Source organism: Immundisolibacter sp., from assembly GCF_041625615.1.
Classification (GTDB): Bacteria; Pseudomonadota; Gammaproteobacteria; order Immundisolibacterales; family Immundisolibacteraceae; genus Immundisolibacter.
In genome coordinates this window covers 1-12,973 of sequence record NZ_JBFJTF010000062.1, presented here as the reverse complement: position 1 = coordinate 12,973, position 12,973 = coordinate 1, and the positions used below count along the sequence as shown (strand labels likewise).

The window sequence follows — 12,973 nt, the reverse complement described above, 5'->3', positions numbered from 1 at the left end:
TGCTTGATCCGCGGGCCGGACAGGCGCTGATGCAAACCGGCCCCTACCAGGGCACGGTCAACGTACTGATCGGCCCCGAGGGTGGTCTGTCACCAACCGAAGTTGCCACCGCCCAGGCAGCGGGTTATTGCGGTGTTCGCATCGGTCCGCGCGTGCTGCGTACCGAAACTGCCGCCGTGGTGGCTTTGGCCCTGCTGCAGGCCCTGGGCGGCGATTTCGGACGGTGACCTATCTGCCCCGCCGCGCCATCGCCACCGCCAGCCACTGCACCCAAGTGATCTGTTACACAACGGGCCCTATACGCTAGTTAGTCAGATGCGTGTGAACAGTCCTGTGGTAGGTTTTTGCATCTTAAATAAGCATCAAAAATCAAATGTTCCACAGGGAGACCATGTGAACGCCGCCCGATCCAGTAGCAGCTGGCCGCGCTGGGCAGGTCTGCTTGTAGTCAGTGTGGCACTGGCAGTGGCCGCCGACAGCTGGCTACCGCTGTCCGGAACACGCTGGGAACGTCTGATCTGGCTGCCGGCGGCGGGCCTCTGCGCGTTCCTGGTGCTCACCGGACTGTGGCGCGCGCTCACCACGCACACCCTCACGACATCAGAAACCTCGGCGCGTCGCCCGCCACGTGACCCGCAAGTACACCTGCGGGAAATGCAGCGTACGGGCGAGTACTGGGCCGTCAAACTACGGCTACCGGATCGCGGTGCCTGCGAACAGGCTCAGGCACTCAACGACCGCATATTCGACCTGTACTGTGCTCCGTCGCTGCCACTGTCCGGATGCGCCAACAAGCGCTGCAAATGCGGCTACGCCGGCTTGCGCGAACGCCGGCGGCGCAACGTCCTGCCTGCAGGCCTGAGCAAAGACCGCCGCAAGGGCAGCGTGCTGCGCTGGCCGGGCGGTCGACCCTAGAGCGCCAAACGGTTCCCAACATCGCCACCGGGCGGCGGTAATGCCGAAGCGCCCAGCGGCCAACCGGGACACCGGCGCCGGCCAAATGTGACCTGTTACACAGAGCGCCATGCCATTGGGCCGCTGGTACTAGCAGCCCCTACTGTCTGTGGTATCTTTCTGGCCATACCTTCTTGCATACAAGAAGGTCGACACCGGATTCATCGCGCAGGGACACGACGTGCATTCCACCCGGCCCCGCCACACTCGCTGGCTCCGCTGGACGGGCTGGCTACTGGCCAGCGTGCTGCTGGCAGTGGGCGCACAGACCTGGCAACAACTCGGCCATGCCGACTGGGCAGTGTTCGTCTGGGTGTTGCCGCTGGTAATCGTGGTGTCCGTACTGCTCGGTGCGCTGTGGCAGCTGCTCGGCTCGCGCCGGACCCTGGGGCCGTCCGCCACCGCCCGCAGCAGGACGCAGAGCCGCCGCATCCCGCGCCACCCGCAGCTGCACCTGCGCGACATGCGCCGCTCCGGCGAATACTGGGCGGTCATGCTGCGCCTGCCCGTCGACGGCGGCTGCGATCACGCACGATCGTTGCGCACGCATGCGTTCGACCTGTATCGGGCACCACCCTTGCCGCTCAAGCATTGCCCCAACAAGCGGTGTCGCTGCGGCTACTCGGGACTTCGCGAGCGCCGCCGGCGCGACGTGCTGCCGCCCAACCTGGCCAGGGACCGCCGTGCCGGCGCCGTCATCGCCTGGCCGGAAGGCCTTGGCCGGCACACGCGCCAACCGCCCGACGACGCTTCCGAGCAGCGCGCCGCGACGTTGCTCCAGGCGCTGCGCTCATGACCCTTGCCCAGCGGCTGTTCCTGTCGTTCGGGCTGATCCTGCTGTTGTTCGCCGCCAGCGTGGCCCTGACGCTGGGGGGCCAGCACCTGCGTTCGAACAGTACCGAACGTATTCAACAGGCCGCACGCACCGAACTGCTGCTGCAGCAGCTGGCGCTGCAGCTGGATGCTGCAGACCCGAACACCGGCCTGTCGCCGACGCAGATGGTGGCGTTCGACAGGACACTGCAGGAACTGGCCGACCACCAGGGCAACACCCCACCGGTGGCCGCGCTGCGTGCCGCCCGCGACACCATGCCGCGCGGCAGTACCGGCGAGAGCACGGAATCCTCACGCGCGGCATTGCGCCGCGCCGGCAACCAGCTCGCCGTGTTGCAGGACCTGCACCGGCAACAAGCAGGCGCGGTGCGGGAACAGGGCGCCACGCTCGAGCGTCTGACCGGGCGCATCGGCATCGCCAGCCTGCTGCTGACCGGCGTGCTGGTGGTGGTGGTGACCCTGCACTTCTTTATCTTTTTGCGCCGACGCGTGCAGCAGCTGCAAGCCGGCACCGCCCGCATCGGCAGCGGCGATCTGGCCTACCGCATTTCGCTCGACAATGACGACGAGTTGGCGGAAGTGGCAATGGGCATCAACCAGATGGCCGGCCAGCTGCAGCAGGCGATGCGCGGCATCGACGAGGCCCGACAGGCGGCCGAACAGGCCAACCAGCTGAAAAGCAGCTTCCTGGCCAACATGAGCCACGAGTTGCGCACACCGATGAACGCCATCATCGGCTACACCGAAATGATGCTCGAGGACCTGTCCGACAGCGCCGACGACCCGGCCGCCACACAGATGTCGCAGGATCTGGAGCGCATTCGCAGCGCCGGCAAGCACCTGCTCGCCCTGATCAACGACGTGCTGGACCTGTCCAAGATCGAGGCCGGCAAGATGCAGCTGAGTCTCGAAACGTTCCCGATCGATGCCCTGCTGAAGGACGTGGTCGACACGGTAAAGCCACTGGTAGCCAAGAACGGCAACACCCTGCAGCTGGACGTCCCACAAGATCCGGGCACCATGCATGCGGACCTGACCCGCCTTCGGCAGTCGCTGTTCAACCTGCTGTCCAACGCCGCCAAGTTCACCGACCACGGCACCATCACCCTGCAGGTGCAGCCGGACGACAGCGGCCCGCTGCCACGCATCCGCTTCGCCGTCACCGATACCGGTATCGGCATGACCGAAGAGCAGCTGGGCCGGGTGTTCGAGGACTTCGCCCAGGCCGATGCCTCCACCACCAAGCGCTTCGGCGGCACCGGCCTGGGCCTGAGCATAAGCCGCCGCTTCTGCCGCCTGATGGGCGGCGACATCACCGTGCGCTCGGCGGCGGGCGTGGGCTCCACCTTCGTGATCGATCTGCCGCTGCACGTCAGCGAGGCCGCCGTCGAGGAGGAGGCGATCGACTCCCCGCCGCAGACCGGACAGGGCGGTGACCTGGTGCTGGTGATCGACGATGACCCCGGCATGCTGGACCTGCTCGGCCGGCTGCTGAACCGTGAGGGCTATCGGGTCGCCACCGCCACCACCGGCGACGAAGGACTGGCCATCGTGCAGCGCCAGCGTCCGCAGGCGATCATCCTCGACGTGCTCATGCCGCACCAGGACGGCTGGTCGGTGCTGTCGACCATCAAGAACGACCCGGACACACGCGCCATTCCGGTCATCGTGCTGACCATGCTGGACGACAGCGAAATGGCCTTCTCGCTCGGCGCCGCGGACTTCATGACCAAGCCGGTCGATCGCCACCAGCTGGCCGCCAGCCTGCGCCGCTGTGGCCTGGTGCCGCGCGAGGGCACAGTGCTGCTGGTGGACGACGATCCCGAGGCGCGGGTGCTCATGCGTCGTGCTCTGGCCGACGGGCGCTGGCAGTTCCTGGAAGCGGCCGACGGCTGGCAGGCGCTCGACCTCATGCAACACCGACAGCCGGACCTCATCCTGCTGGACTGGCTGATGCCGGGCATGAGCGGCCAGGAGTTTCTCACCCGCCTGCGCGACAACGAAAAAAACCGCGTGTCGACACCGGTCATCGTCGTCACCTCGCAGCGGCTCGATGGTGACCAGGACAGCCTCGACACGCTAAGCGCGCTGTGGATCAGCAAATCGGAGCTGACACGCGGCGCCCTGCAAGCGGCGGTCGGCCATGCGCTGCGCGACACGCGCATCAAGGCCCGCCTGGCTGAAGGATGAACCGCCATGCCCAAGATTCTGCTGGTCGAAGACAACGAGATGAATCGCGACATGCTGTCGCGACGCCTCACACGCAGGGGATTCGAAGTCCTGCTGGCGGAAGACGGCGCCGCCGGCGTAGCCCGCGCCCGCAGCGAGGCGCCGGCCCTGGTGTTGATGGACATGAGCCTGCCCGTGCTCGACGGCTGGGAAGCCACTCGCCGGCTCAAGGCAGACCCCGCCACGGCCGGTATCCCGGTCATCGCACTGACGGCACACGCCATGAGCGAGGACCGCGACCGGGCCCTGGCCGCCGGCTGTGACGACTACGACACCAAGCCCATCGACCTGGAACGGCTTCTCGCCAAGATGAACGGCCTGCTCGAAGGCAACGGCGCCTGAGACCGGTTCAACGGTTCTTGAGGGCCTGTGCCTTGGCGCGCAGCGACTGGAAATACTCCGATTCCGCGATGGCCGCCACCGCCTGACTGCGGCTGGCGGCATCCACCTCGAGGCGCTGAACTTCCTCCAGCTGGGCACGCAGGGCGGCCTCCCGCTGAGCGATTTCCTGCACCATACGGCCGAATGCGCGGGCCAGCTCGCCGAGGTCGTCCGAACGCTCGCCCACCCGCTCGACGGCTGTCATGTCCACCGCCTGGCCATCGCGCACGCACGCCGCCGCAGCGGTCAGTTGCGCCACATCCCTCAGGTAACTCATCTCGCGGTCGCGCGCCCGCTTCTGCTCCAGCGAGCGGTTGACGCGCGCGCGCAGCACCACGGTGTCCACGTTCTTGGGCAAGAAATCCACGGCGCCCAGTTCGATGCAGCGGGCCACGCTGTCCATCTCGGTGAGCGCCGAAATCACCAGCACCGGCACCCTCGACAGCTCGGCATCCGCCCGCAGGCGCGCCAGCACCTCGTAGCCATCCAGGCCGGGCATGACGATATCCAGCAGCAGCAGGTCATAGGTGCGGCGGTGCAACATGCGCAGGCCGGTGTCGCCGTCACCCGCCTCGTCCACCCGGTGGCCGAGCTGCTGCAGGCGTCGGCCCAGCAGATTGCGGTTCAGATCGTTGTCGTCCACCACCAGGATGAGACTGCCCGACGGGGCTGCCTGCACCGGCACCTCACGCACCTGAGACACGGCTCCGACCATCGGCTCGACCGGACTTTCGTTCGCCGCCAGGGAGGCCAGCATGCCATCCAGACGCCCGCACGCCGTTTCGATGCGCGCAACGTCCTCGGCCGGAGCCGCGGAGTGGGTCTTCAGCACCGCCACGGCGGCTTTCAGACGCACCAGCGGTGGCTGCAGCGATGCCAGCCAGGCGAGCTCCACGACACCGGCCGCCGGCAGTAGACCGACCAGGGCGTTCAGTTCGTCGCCGGCCGCGCGAACCGGCAGCACCCTGTCGCACAGGTCAGTGTCGTCCGGCGCATCGTCCAGCAGCAAATCCGAATAACCCAGGATGGCGTTAATCGGCGTGCGCAGATCGTGCAGCAGGCGCGGCGACAGCTGCACCGCAGCTGCGGAGTCGATGTCGATCATGCCGGCTGCGGGCTTGTGGCGGCGCCCGGCGCCGGCCACGGCAGCTGCGCGCCGTCGGCAGCAGGCGCACTGCTGAAGCAGTGCAGCCCGAAGCGGCGCGACAATTCCCGGCACACGGCCACGCCCCGCACGCTGTTGCCGTGGCTGTCCAGCGGTGGCGAGAACACGGCCATCCCCATGCGGCCGGGCACCACCGTGATCACGCCGCCCGCCACACCGCTCTTGGCCGGCAACCCCACCTCATAGGCCCACTGACCGGCGTAGTCGTACATGCCGCAGGTATACATGACACTCAGCACGTCTTGCACGTACCGTGCCTGCAGGGCGCGCTCGCCGGTGAGCGGATTGACGCCGCCATTGGCCAGAGTCGCTGCCATCATGGCCAGGTCGCGCGCCGTGACCAGTACCGAGCAGGCCTGGAAATACAGGTCCAGCACCTCCTCCACGTTCGGCGGCAGCATGCCGAAGTTCAGCAGCAGGTGGGCGATGGCGCGGTTGCGGTGGCCGGTGTGCCGCTCGGAGGCGAACACCGCCACATCCACCTTCGGCCGCCGGCCGATGTAGCGCCCAAACATGTCCAGCAGCCGGTTCAGCCGAGCCACCTGGGTATCACCCTTGAGCAGCGCAGCGGTGGCGATGGCGCCGGCATTGACCATCGGGTTGTGTGGCCGGTGGCTGCCCTCGTCGAGCTTGATGATGGAGTTGAAGGCATCGCCGGTCGGCTCGACGCCAACCCGTTCCGCCACGTTCTCGCGGCCGTTGTCTTCCAGCGCCAGACCGAACACGAACGGCTTGGCGATGGACTGGATGGTGAACTCCAGCCCGCTGTGGCCGGCCTCGAACAACTGGCCGTCCGCAGCGCCTGCCGCGGCAATGCCGAACCAGGCCGGATCGGCGCCGGCCAGCTCCGGAATGTAGTCGGCCACCGTTCCGTCAGACACTGAACTGTAGCTTCCGTGCAGCTCGCGCAGGACGGAACGAAACGGCGACACCGCGGTGCGGATGCCCCGCACCAGGGCGCCAATATCGGATGACTGCTCCGGCATCTCACGCTCTCCCGAACGACTACAAGACCACCGACCTGTGGCTGTCACACGTCGGCCCGCCGCGGGCCATTGCGCCACACCGGCCAGGATCGGCGGCGAATCGGCCCACCGGTGCACCCGGCCTGACGCCCCGGGCCACGGGCAACGTCAAACACACGTGCAAGCGCTGGCTACCCCAGCAGACGGGCCGCCATAGCGCTGACGCCGACGGCATACGGATCGTCGGGCATGGAGACGCCGAAAATGCTCTCGCTGCCCAGGCTCAGCAGGCCCTCGCACAACGGCAACACGGCCAGCACCGGAATACCGAAAGCCGCCCTGGCCCGCTCGGTCAACGCGGCGTGGTCCATACCGGGCAGCACCTTGTTGAGCACCACGTTGGCATCCTGCACATCGAGCTGGCGGGCCAGGTCGACTGTCACTGCAGTGCCCTGAAAATCCTGCCGGTCCGGTCGGACCACCAGCAGCAGGGAATCCGAGACGGCGATCGACAGCAGGGTTTCCTCGTTCACACCGGGGTGGGTATCCACCAGCAGAAAGTCCAGATCCAGCGCCTGCCCGAGCTGCTGGAATCCGTCGTTCAGCAGGCCGACGTCGAACCCCTGCTTGATGATGCGGGCGATGTCACCGGCCTTGATGCTGGACGGCACCAGGTGCACCGAGCCGCTGCACGGGCCAACCGCAGCGGTGCAGTCGTAGGTGGCCGCGGCAATGTCGCAGACGCCCCACAGAAAGTCGTTCAGCGTGTGGCCGATGCGCTCCGGCGCCAGCCCGAACAAGACGTGGATGCCCGGTGACTGGATGTCGGTATCGACCACGCCCACGCGTTGGCCGGCACGAGCCAAGGCGGCCGCCAAGTTAGCGACCAGGTTGGATTTTCCGGTTCCGCCGCGATAGGAATGAATCGATACGGTACGCGCCACGCTGCCCTCCGTTACGCCTCGCATGCACTTTCATGTATGCAGCAGGCGTGCCACACAAGCCCGGTTACTCGAAGCGGCCATCTGTGTCGAGCGAACGGCAAAAAAACCTATTGCCAAACGCCACTGTTAGGGCGCGACGCCAGCCCACTGGAGCGATGCGCGCAGCCGTCAGCGGGCGGGACATGGCGCTGCACCCGACGACAGCGTCCTTGCACCATTCCGATGCGCACTGCCCTCAGCCTCGCCCCCCAGCAACCAGCACAGCGTCGCACACTTCAACGGGCGTTTAAAATTCCGTCCAACGTCCCGCCGGTGGGCACCGGCTCAGACACCGGCCGTCCCAGGAGTGCTCTCATGCAAACAGCGCGTTCGCCCGACGCAGGCGCCGTCGTCGCCGGCAACCGCCCGCTGCGTTTCATCACTGCGGCCTCGCTGTTCGACGGCCACGACGCGGCCATCAACATCATGCGTCGGCTGATGCAGGAACAGGGCGCGGAAGTCGTCCACCTGGGCCACAACCGCGGCGTGCAGGACATCGTGCGTGCCGCCCTGCAGGAAGACGCGGACGGCATCGCCATTTCGTCCTATCAGGGCGGCCACGTGGAGTTCTTCAAGTACATGGTGGACCTGCTGCGCGAGGCGGGTGCCAGCCATGTGCGGGTGTTCGGCGGCGGGGGCGGCGTGATCGTGCCCGCCGAGATCCAGGAACTGGAAACGTACGGCGTCGAGCGTCTCTACAGCCCCGAAGACGGCCGCACACTGGGCCTGGACGGCATGATTGCCGACATGCTCGCACGCACCGCCGCGCACCGTGTCGACACCCTGCCAACGCGCCCTGCGGATACGGCCGACCACCTGGCGATCGCCCGCTGCCTGACCACCATCGAAACCCGCCAGGGAGACGATCCGGCCCGCCAGCGTCTGGCTGCGGTCTGGCCCAAAGCCGTCGCGGCGCGTCCGCCGATCATCGGCATCACCGGCCCCGGCGGTGCCGGCAAGTCCAGCCTCACCGATGAACTGTTGCTGCGCTTCGTGCGCGAATTCGAACATCTGCGCGTGGCGGTACTGGCCGTCGATCCCACCCGCAGGCGAACCGGCGGGGCGCTGCTCGGCGACCGCATTCGCCTGAACGCGCTCGCCGACGAGCGGATTTTCATGCGCTCGGTGGCCACGCGTCGCTCGCACCTGGCCACCTCGGCGGTCCTCAAGGACGAAATCGACTTCCTGGCCGACTGCGGCTTCGGGTTGATCGTGGTCGAGACCGCGGGCATCGGCCAAAGCGACAGCGAAGTGGTCGATCTGGTAGACCTGCCGATCTACGTCATGACCAGCGAGTACGGCGCCGCCACGCAGCTGGAAAAGATCGACATGCTCGACTACGCCGAGCTGGTGGTACTCAACAAGTTCGAGAAGCGTGGCGCCGAGGATGCGCTGCGCGATGTGCGCAAGCAGTGGCGGCGCAACCGCCACGCGTTCGACCTGCCAGACGCCGACCTGCCGGTGTTCCCGACCATCGCCAGCCAATTCAACGACCCGGGCGTGAACTGGCTGTTCGTCTCGCTGTGCCGCCGGCTGGTCGACAAGCTGGGCCTGGACGCCGCGCGCTGGACACCGGCCCTGGACGTGAGTCAGCGCGAACCGCGCGCCCAGGCACTGATACCTCCGTCACGGGCCCGCTATCTGGCCGAAATCACCGCGAGCGGACGCGGCGTGCGCGCGCGTCTCGAACGCGAAGCCGAGGCAGCGAGCCTGGCCCAGAGCCATTACCAGAGCCTTGCGGCGCTTGAGGATCCGGCGCTGCCCGCAGCGCTGACCCCTTATCCGGCCGCGGCGTTGACCGACAGCGATGACCGCACCCTGCGAACGCTGCGTCAGCGCTACAACGCCGCGCTTGCCGAGCTTGACGACGCGTCGCTCGCCCTGCTGCGCGACTGGCCCGCACGCCACGACGCCGTCACAAGCGAGCACTACGCGTACGACGTGCGCGGGCGCACCGTCAGCGGCGACAACTACGTCGAGACCCTGTCGGACCTGCGCATCCCAAAACTGGCGCCGCCGCCCTACCGAGACTGGGGCGAGCTGCTGCGTTTTCTCGGCAACGAGAACCTGCCCGGGGCCTACCCCTACACCGGCGGCGTCTACCCCTACCGCCGCGCCGGCGAGGATCCCATACGCATGTTCGCCGGCGAGGGCACGCCCGAGCGCACCAACCGGCGTTTTCATTACCTGTCCAAGGGCCAGCCGGCGGCACGCCTGTCGACGGCCTTCGACTCGGTCACCTTGTACGGTGAGGACCCGCACCCGCGGCCAGACATCTACGGCAAGGTCGGTAATTCGGGCGTGTCCATCTGCTGCCTGGACGACATGAAGAAGCTCTATTCCGGCTTCGACCTGTGCGATCCGAGCACCTCGGTGTCGATGACCATCAACGGCCCGGCACCGATGATTCTGGCCATGTTCCTGAACGCCGCCATCGATCAGCAGGTGGAGAAACACCTGCACCAGTCCGGGCAGTGGGCGGCCGCTGAACAGAAGATTCACGCGCTGCTGGCCGACGCGCCACGTCCGGCCTACGCCGGTGAACTGCCATCCGGCAACGACGGGCTGGGGCTCGGCCTGTTGGGCGTCACCGGGGATCAGGTGGTCGACGCCGACACGTACGCGCGTATCGCGGCCGAGACGTTGAAGTCGGTGCGCGGCACCGTACAGGCGGACATTCTCAAGGAGGATCAGGCCCAGAACACCTGTATCTTCAGCACCGAGTTCGCCCTGCGCATGATGGGCGACATCCAGCAGTATTTCGTCGATCGGCAGGTCCGCAACTTCTACTCGGTGTCGATCTCCGGCTACCACATCGCCGAGGCCGGTGCGAACCCGATCAGCCAACTCGCCTTCACCCTGGCCAACGGTTTCACCATCGTCGAGTACTACCTGGCGCGCGGCATGCGGGTCGACGACTTCGCGCCGAACCTGTCATTTTTCTTCTCAAACGGCATGGATCCCGAGTACGCCGTGCTGGGCCGGGTGGCGCGACGCATCTGGGCGCGGGCCATGCGTGAGCGCTACGGCGCCGGACCGCGCTCGCAAATGATGAAGTACCACATCCAGACGTCCGGCCGGTCACTGCACGCGCAGGAAATCCAGTTCAACGACGTCCGCACCACGCTGCAGGCGCTCTACGCGCTGTACGACAACTGCAACAGCCTGCACACCAACGCCTATGACGAGGCCATCACCACCCCCACCGAGGAGTCCGTACGCCGTGCCGTCGCCATCCAGCTCATCATCAACAAGGAGCTGGGGCTCAACAAGAACGAGAACTCGCTGCAAGGCAGTTTCATCGTTGAACAGCTAACGGACCTGGTGGAAGAGGCGGTGTATCAGGAGTTCGAGCGCCTGTCCGAGCGCGGCGGCGTCCTGGGTGCCATGGAGACCCAGTACCAGCGCGGCAAGATCCAGGAAGAGAGCCTGCACTACGAACACAAGAAACACGACGGCAGCCTGCCCATCGTCGGCGTGAACACCTTCCTCACCAACGACACCACCGGGAATGCACCTTTCGCCGGCGAACTGATCCGGTCCACCGATGCCGAGAAGGCCTTGCAGCTTGAAGCCGTGGACGGCTTCAAGGCACGTCACTCCACCCATGCGGCTGGCGCGCTTTTGCAGCTGCAGCGAGCGGCCACCGCCGGCGAAAACAGCTTCGCCGCGCTCATGGAGGCAGCACGGCATGCCACGCTAGGCCAGATGAGCCACGCCCTGTACGCGGTCGGCGGCCAGTACCGGCGCAGCATGTGACCGGCGGCGCCGATGGCGCCCGGGCCGCGAACGACATCGACTCGGCAGCAACACCCTGGCCATCGCGACAGGCGTTGCGATACTCATGACGCCACCGGGAAACACCCAACAAAAAACCCCGCCGAAGCGGGGTTTTTTGTGCTCAACCGCGAAGGGTCAATTCTGCGGGCCACCATCCGGTGACATCACACCCAGGCTGCCAAGCAACTGGCCCTTGCTGGCGGCGATGCGGTAGTAGGCATACATCAGCCGGTACTTGCCGTCGATGTAGTTGATCTCCGACTGGAAACGCTCGTTCTCGGTGTCCAGGAGATCCAGCAACGTACGCTGTCCGATATCGAACTGCTTCTGGTAGGCCGTACGGGTCGCATTAGCCGCATCCGCGTGGCGCCGCAGCAGGTCCAGGCGCGTCCGTGCAGTGAGAAAGTCGTTCCACGACAGACTCGCTTCCTCGATGACCTGGTCTTCGGCACGGTCGCGGATGTTTTTCGCCTCGGTAATGCGATGCGCGGTCGATCGCTTGCGCGCCAGATCGGCGCCGCCACGGTAGATGTTGTAATTCATCCGCACCATGGCGATCAGGTCCTCATCTGCCCCCCTCACGCCATCGATATTGCTGTTGTGGGTGGCACCGAGCTCAAGGTCGAAACGCGGAAAATCGTTCGCTCGAGCCTGCTCGTGCTGAGCCATGGTGGCATCGATGTCGGCCACGGCGGACGCCAGCGTCGGATGCGTCTGACGCGCCTCGTCCACCAGCGCCTGCAGATCCCCTGGCATGACATCGACCGGCAACGCTGGCATGTCGAGATCCTGCGGCATCTCGCCAACCACGCGCAGGTAGGCAATCTGAGCGTCTCGCAGATTGCCCTGCTGGGCTTCCAGGTTCGCCTGGGCCAGTGCCAGACGACCGGCAGCCTGATCGGTGTCCGCCGTGCGGCCTACGCCGCGCTCGCTGCGCATGCGGATCTGGTCATACACGCGCTGGTGCGCGGCCAGGTTGTCCTTGGCCAGTTCCACCTGCTCCTGACGGCGCAGCACGTCCAGATAGGTCTGCGTCGCGCGCAGGCCAACGTCCTCGGCCGCCGCCAGCACGCGGTAGGAAGCGGCCTGCAGCGTTGCCTTCTGACGGGCCACTTCATTCTTGGTGAAGAAACCGTCGAACAGCATCTGCGTGATCGTGATCCCGCTTTCCTCGCGGTGAAGGCCGCGATATCCCTGTTCACCGGTCGCCGCCAGGGTGGAGGTGTTGTCGCTCTTCTCGCCACCGATCCCGGCGTACACGTCTACCCGCGGCAAATAACCGGCCTTGGCCTCGCGAACATTCTGCTCGATGGCACGTCGGTCGTCCTGGGTGACCAGTACATCCGGATTGTGCTCAATGGCCTTGTGGATCGTGTCGGCAAGGTCACCCGCCATGACCGGCGTCACCGCCAATGACAGCACCCCCGCCAAAGCTGCTGAACATGCAGATTTCATAGATTCCATCCCCTAGCGTTTAGTGGTTGACGGGACGCCTGCCCTGAACCCGGATGGCGAGTATATCGACAAACTCCGCCCCCTTCGCTTCACTATGTCACACACGCCATGTCAAAAACGACACCACGGAAACGTCCGGCAGCGTTTAAGCGCTCGGCGCCCGATTGAGCGCTCCCCCGGTGCCGCACAAACGGCGGCACCGGGGCATTCCGCGTCCTTGTCGATTT

Annotated in this window: 10 protein-coding genes; 6 read left to right on the top strand and 4 right to left on the bottom strand. The window is 66.3% G+C overall.

Annotated elements, in window-relative coordinates; genetic code table 11:
• The 5 genes from ABYX71_RS06600 to ABYX71_RS06580 form a co-directional block, all read left to right on the top strand.
• On the top strand, window positions 1–227 hold a 227-nt coding region (locus ABYX71_RS06600), incomplete at its 5' end, for a 16S rRNA (uracil(1498)-N(3))-methyltransferase (RefSeq protein ID WP_372695715.1).
• A gap of 166 nt (window positions 228–393) precedes the next feature.
• Window positions 394–915, top strand: coding sequence for a hypothetical protein (locus tag ABYX71_RS06595; protein WP_372695714.1), 522 nt, complete (start codon window positions 394–396; stop codon window positions 913–915).
• 283 nt (window positions 916–1,198) lie between these two features.
• Window positions 1,199–1,750, top strand: a complete 552-nt coding sequence (locus ABYX71_RS06590) for a hypothetical protein (RefSeq protein WP_372695713.1) — start codon at window positions 1,199–1,201, stop codon at window positions 1,748–1,750.
• Window positions 1,747–3,978 (top strand): response regulator, encoded by a 2,232-nt coding sequence (locus ABYX71_RS06585; protein ID WP_372695712.1) that lies wholly within the window; start codon window positions 1,747–1,749, stop codon window positions 3,976–3,978. Before ABYX71_RS06590 ends, ABYX71_RS06585 begins: the two co-directional genes overlap by 4 nt.
• A 6-nt stretch (window positions 3,979–3,984) precedes the next feature.
• Entirely contained in the window at window positions 3,985–4,359 is a 375-nt protein-coding gene (locus ABYX71_RS06580) for a response regulator (RefSeq protein ID WP_372695711.1), read from the top strand.
• Between the two features lie 7 nt (window positions 4,360–4,366).
• Here ABYX71_RS06580 and ABYX71_RS06575 read toward each other — a convergent pair whose 3' ends face one another.
• The 3 genes from ABYX71_RS06575 to ABYX71_RS06565 form a co-directional block, all read right to left on the bottom strand.
• Window positions 4,367–5,503, bottom strand: coding sequence for a response regulator transcription factor (locus ABYX71_RS06575; RefSeq protein ID WP_372695710.1), 1,137 nt, complete (start codon window positions 5,501–5,503; stop codon window positions 4,367–4,369).
• Complete coding sequence (glsA, locus tag ABYX71_RS06570) at window positions 5,500–6,549, bottom strand: glutaminase A (RefSeq protein WP_372695709.1); 1,050 nt, start codon at window positions 6,547–6,549, stop codon at window positions 5,500–5,502. The genes ABYX71_RS06575 and glsA overlap by 4 nt, the downstream gene beginning before the upstream one ends.
• A gap of 170 nt (window positions 6,550–6,719) precedes the next feature.
• Window positions 6,720–7,496: a MinD/ParA family protein gene (locus tag ABYX71_RS06565; protein WP_372695708.1), complete on the bottom strand. Its 777-nt coding sequence runs from the start codon at window positions 7,494–7,496 to the stop codon at window positions 6,720–6,722.
• A 330-nt stretch (window positions 7,497–7,826) separates the two neighbouring features.
• On the opposite strand from ABYX71_RS06565, the gene ABYX71_RS06560 reads away from it, so the two are divergent.
• A complete protein-coding gene (locus ABYX71_RS06560; RefSeq protein ID WP_372695707.1) occupies window positions 7,827–11,270 on the top strand; it encodes a methylmalonyl-CoA mutase family protein in 3,444 nt (1,147 codons plus the stop codon).
• A 156-nt stretch (window positions 11,271–11,426) separates the two neighbouring features.
• Here the strand turns inward: ABYX71_RS06560 and ABYX71_RS06555 are convergent, their stop codons facing one another.
• Entirely contained in the window at window positions 11,427–12,698 is a 1,272-nt protein-coding gene (locus ABYX71_RS06555) for a TolC family outer membrane protein (protein WP_372695716.1), read from the bottom strand.
• Window positions 12,699–12,973 lie beyond the last annotated feature (275 nt).

What these genes read in the sequence shown, in the direction of transcription:
- ABYX71_RS06575 (WP_372695710.1), bottom strand. Translation starts at nt 5,503, where the DNA reads ATGATCGACATCGACTCCGCAGCTGCGGTGCAGCTGTCGCCGCGCCTG.
- ABYX71_RS06560 (WP_372695707.1), top strand. Translation starts at nt 7,827, where the DNA reads ATGCAAACAGCGCGTTCGCCCGACGCAGGCGCCGTCGTCGCCGGCAAC.
- ABYX71_RS06580 (WP_372695711.1), top strand. Translation starts at nt 3,985, where the DNA reads ATGCCCAAGATTCTGCTGGTCGAAGACAACGAGATGAATCGCGACATG.
- ABYX71_RS06565 (WP_372695708.1), bottom strand. Translation starts at nt 7,496, where the DNA reads ATGCGAGGCGTAACGGAGGGCAGCGTGGCGCGTACCGTATCGATTCAT.
- glsA (WP_372695709.1), bottom strand. Translation starts at nt 6,549, where the DNA reads ATGCCGGAGCAGTCATCCGATATTGGCGCCCTGGTGCGGGGCATCCGC.
- ABYX71_RS06585 (WP_372695712.1), top strand. Translation starts at nt 1,747, where the DNA reads ATGACCCTTGCCCAGCGGCTGTTCCTGTCGTTCGGGCTGATCCTGCTG.